The organism is Mesorhizobium sp. M7A.F.Ca.AU.002.02.1.1 (assembly GCF_003998535.1).
GTDB lineage: Bacteria > Pseudomonadota > Alphaproteobacteria > Rhizobiales > Rhizobiaceae > Mesorhizobium > Mesorhizobium ciceri.
Genome location: NZ_RZPB01000577.1, coordinates 1 through 3,864, shown reverse-complemented (window position 1 = coordinate 3,864; position 3,864 = coordinate 1). Strand labels below are relative to the sequence as shown.

At 63.5% G+C, this 3,864-nt stretch carries 3 protein-coding genes and 1 pseudogene; 2 read left to right on the top strand and 2 right to left on the bottom strand.

The genetic code is table 11. The annotated features are described in order from the left end of the window. Positions 1-906: pseudogene (locus EN879_RS27085) on the top strand (DNA gyrase subunit B); the annotation flags it as partial. A 231-nt stretch (positions 907-1,137) separates the two neighbouring features. Continuing rightward, positions 1,138-2,055: a hypothetical protein gene (locus EN879_RS27080; protein ID WP_013528199.1), complete on the top strand. Its 918-nt coding sequence runs from the start codon at positions 1,138-1,140 to the stop codon at positions 2,053-2,055. 98 nt (positions 2,056-2,153) lie between these two features. Here EN879_RS27080 and EN879_RS27075 read toward each other — a convergent pair whose 3' ends face one another. Next, entirely contained in the window at positions 2,154-3,635 is a 1,482-nt protein-coding gene (locus tag EN879_RS27075) for a hypothetical protein (protein WP_063170441.1), read from the bottom strand. Continuing rightward, positions 3,628-3,864 (bottom strand): hypothetical protein (locus EN879_RS39515; RefSeq protein ID WP_206521012.1); only part of this gene is annotated, 237 nt, incomplete at its 5' end. The genes EN879_RS27075 and EN879_RS39515, both read right to left, overlap by 8 nt.

Below are 3,864 nucleotides of genomic sequence, written 5' to 3'. Positions count from 1 at the left end.
ACAGCCCATATCAGAACCTTGCTGCTTACCTTCTTCTTCCGGCAGATGCCGGAGCTGATCGAGCGCGGCCATCTCTACATCGCCCAGCCGCCGCTCTACAAGGTGACGCGCGGCAAGAGCTCGCAATACATCAAGGACGAAAGCGCGTTCGAGGAGTTCCTGATCGGCTCGGGACTGGAGGAAGCATCGCTTACGCTCGGCTCGGGCGAGGTTCGCATCGGGCAGGACCTGCGTGGCGCCATCGATGACGCGCTGGCGGTGCGCCAGCTGATCAACGGCCTGCACACGCGCTACAACAGAGGCGTCGTCGAGCAGGCGGCGATCGCCGGTGGGCTCAACCCGGACGTGTTCGCCGATCTCGGTCGCGCCAACGACATGGCGGAGCGGATTGCAAAACGCCTCGACATCATTGCCGAGGACACCGAGCGCGGCTGGACCGGCCGCATGTCGACCTCGAATGAAGGCGTTGGCGGCTATGTGTTCGAGCGCACGGTGCGCAGCGTCAAGGAATATGCGCATCTCGACCTGGCGCTGATCAATTCGGCCGACGCACGCCAGCTCGACCGCTACGCACAGCGCCTCAGCGAGGTCTACGGGTCGCCGCCGGTGCTGCGCCGCAAGGATGTCTCCGAAACCATCTCGGGGCCGCTGGCGATGCTCAATGCGGTCTTTGCGACAGGCCGCAAGGGCCTGACGATGCAGCGCTACAAGGGTCTCGGCGAGATGAACGCCGAACAGCTGTGGGAAACCACGCTCGATCCGAACGTGCGCTCGCTGCTGCAGGTCAAGGTCAATGACGCGACCGATGCGGATTCGCTGTTTTCGCGGCTGATGGGCGACGAGGTCGAGCCCAGGCGCGAGTTCATCCAGGACAACGCGCTGTCGGTCGCCAATCTGGATATCTGATCTGGCCGTTAAATCTGAATTGGCGCGCTGCGGCGCGCCAATTGTTCCACCGGCGGCAACAAAATCAATTTGCAACGCGCCGGAACGGAAGTCCCTGCGAGACATTGTGACAATATCGATCACAATTTCTAACAGGAGGCTTCCATGGGACGCGGCATTTTGCTCTGGTTGCTCGGCATACCGATCCCGATCATCATTCTGATCATGCTGTTCGTACGATAGGGGGCACTTATGCAGTCCACCCTATCGGCTGTCGACGTTTCCACTTCAACAGAATCCTCCTCCACCGCCGTCAGTTGGGGACCGATCATCGCCGGTGCCTTCGCGGCCTCGACGCTGACCTTCATCCTCATGCTGCTGGGCTCCGGGCTTGGATTGAGCATGGTGTCGCCCTGGTCGGGATCCGGCGCATCTGTCACCACTTTCGCGGCATCCACCGCCGTCTGGCTGATCATCGTGCAATGGCTGTCCTCGGGTGTCGGCGGCTACCTTGCCGGACGCCTGCGCACCAAATGGGTCGGCATCCACACGGACGAGGTGTATTTCCGTGATACCGCCCATGGCTTTCTTGCCTGGGCGTTGGCCACACTGCTCGTCGTCGGCGTGCTTGGCTCCGCGCTTTCCGCTGCCATAGGCTCGGGCGTGCAGGCGGTGTCCACCATCGCGTCTGGTGCGGCCATGGGCGCATCGGCGGGGGCTTCGGCCAATGCCGGCAGCGCGTCGGCCGACAATGCGACATCCTACCTGGTGGATTCACTGTTCCGTCCGGCTGATCCGGGCAAGCTCGCGGCCGCCAATCCGGACAGCGATGCGGCCGCGGTTGGGCAGGCTTCGCGCATCCTGATCGCCGGCGCCGCGGCAGGCGAGGTTTCCGCAGACGACAAAACCTATCTGTCGCAGTTGGTCGCCGTTCGCACGGGGCTTTCGGAAGCAGATGCCAGGACCCGGGTGGATGCCGTCCTCGCCAAGGCCCAGGACGCCAAGGTCAAGGCGCAGCAGGCCGCCGACACAGCCAGGAAGGCCAGCGCGACGTTTGCCCTGCTTGGTGCGCTCTCGCTGGCCATCGGCGCCTTTATCGCCAGTGCTGCCGCGGCCCTTGGCGGCAGGCAGCGCGACGATGAGGAAGCGGTTTTTATCACCAACCGTTGAACTGCACTTGCAACAAAGCCACTCTGGCCCGCCCGGAGCGGCTTTGCTTTGAAGTTGTCGAGCGGCGCTGCCACGACCCCGTTCGCTGAAATCCGTTCTTATTTTCGGGGAGGAATCGCCGGCACTTCGGCTTGGCTCGGCTCCAGTTTGCGACCGAGGTCGACAGCGTCGCGCAGCACGGCGAGATGCGAGCGCGGCTGATCGCCGGCAGCAACCTCGATACCGGTCGCCGCCAACGACCAGTACAGCGTGTGGGTGAAGACACGGCCGAGGGAACCGCGCAGCTCGACCTGAACGTTCTCCACGCCCGGGCCGAAATTCTCCGCCATCGGCCCTGAGATCGGATCGCCCGTCAGCCAACCGTTGCCGCGGTCGAAGATATTGGTCCAGCGCGTCGCAGCAAACACCGCGCCATGATGCACCGCCCGCTGTGGCTTGCCGGAAGAACGGTTGCGCCCTTCCTGATAAAGCACGGTGCCACCGGCCGCCGCTCCCTCGGCAATCGGCGGACATGCCGAGAACAGGCGCTCGGCGATGCCGCGCCTGAATTCGGCGAGATTGTGCGTCACCAGAAATTCGCTGTGGGTCAGCGGGCTACCAAGCGTGACGAAATCGCTGATCTTCCAAGGCCGATGGCTGTCGTCCCTGGTGCGCAGTTGGCGATAGAGCTCCCACTGATCGCGCCGGAACCCGGCAAGATCGTCAAGGCTGCCGGGCCATGCCGAGCCGTCGGCAACAAGCGTCGCCTTGTCGATGGCGTGGATAGCCTTCAGTTTCGCCTTGTCGCGGATGGCCTCGAGTTTTCGGGGCCTGAAATCGGACCACAAGATCTGCAACAGGTCATAGGCGATCATCGAGCCGAGGCTGTGCGAGACCAGCACGATGCGATCGTAGGTATCGTCCATCATCAGACGCTTCAGCAGCTTCAGGCCGCGGTCGCGGATCAGCGCCCGCTTCTCTACCGTGGCCGCTTCAGCGCGCACATAGCCCGCGACATCGCCGAAATAGGGAAGGCCAAAACGGTCCACCGACCAGATGACGAACGAGGCCAGGATGGTGACGAGGACGCCGACGGTCCACGAAATCTGCTGCTGCCAAACCGACGTCGCAAGCGCGAGCGTCGCGACCAGGACGATGATGGCGGCAACCAGAGTGACCAGATAGAGCTTTCGGGCGTCCGGCGGTATGTCGGTGGGCTTGCGCCACAGCAGATTTGTCACCCAGGCGGCAAGCCGGCCTCGCGTCGTGCCCTGCGTGATGTCGGCCCAGTAAAGCTCGTAGAAGTCGGTGCGGCGGCCATCGACATCGTAGGGCGTGGTGATGCGGCGAAGTTCGTACGAATTGGTCCGGCTGTCGGGAGTGATCCAGCTCTGGTTGATCTTCGCGCCGGCGGGGTCGGCCGGATCGGCGACATGGGCATAAAACGGCGCGCGGTTGGGGTCATGGCTCCAGACAGCCTGGACAAAGCCTCGCAGCGTATCCATCGGCCGCTGTTCGCCCATGCCATGCACGATCACCACCGCCTGGCCAGGCTTGCGCGGCGCTTTCCCGGCGGGCGGCGATGCGATCGGGTCAGGCACCAACGTCTCCGTCGACGACAATCCCGCCGTCGAGGCGGGAATTCGTCATCGTAGCGCCGAAATCGCCGTCAAGCCAAGAAAGCCTGCCAAGAAAAAGCCCGGCGCGAAGCCGGGCGATTCTTGGCGTGTCCCGGCGCTTATCCCGGATCAGTGATCCATGGCTTTGACGATCTCTTCGGTCATCTTCTTGGCGTCGCCGAGCAGCATCATGGTGCCGTCCTTGTAGAAC

Bases quoted from the DNA above. Each gene is read 5' to 3' on its own strand.
- EN879_RS27080 (WP_013528199.1), top strand. From the start codon at position 1,138: ATGCAGTCCACCCTATCGGCTGTCGACGTTTCCACTTCAACAGAATCC.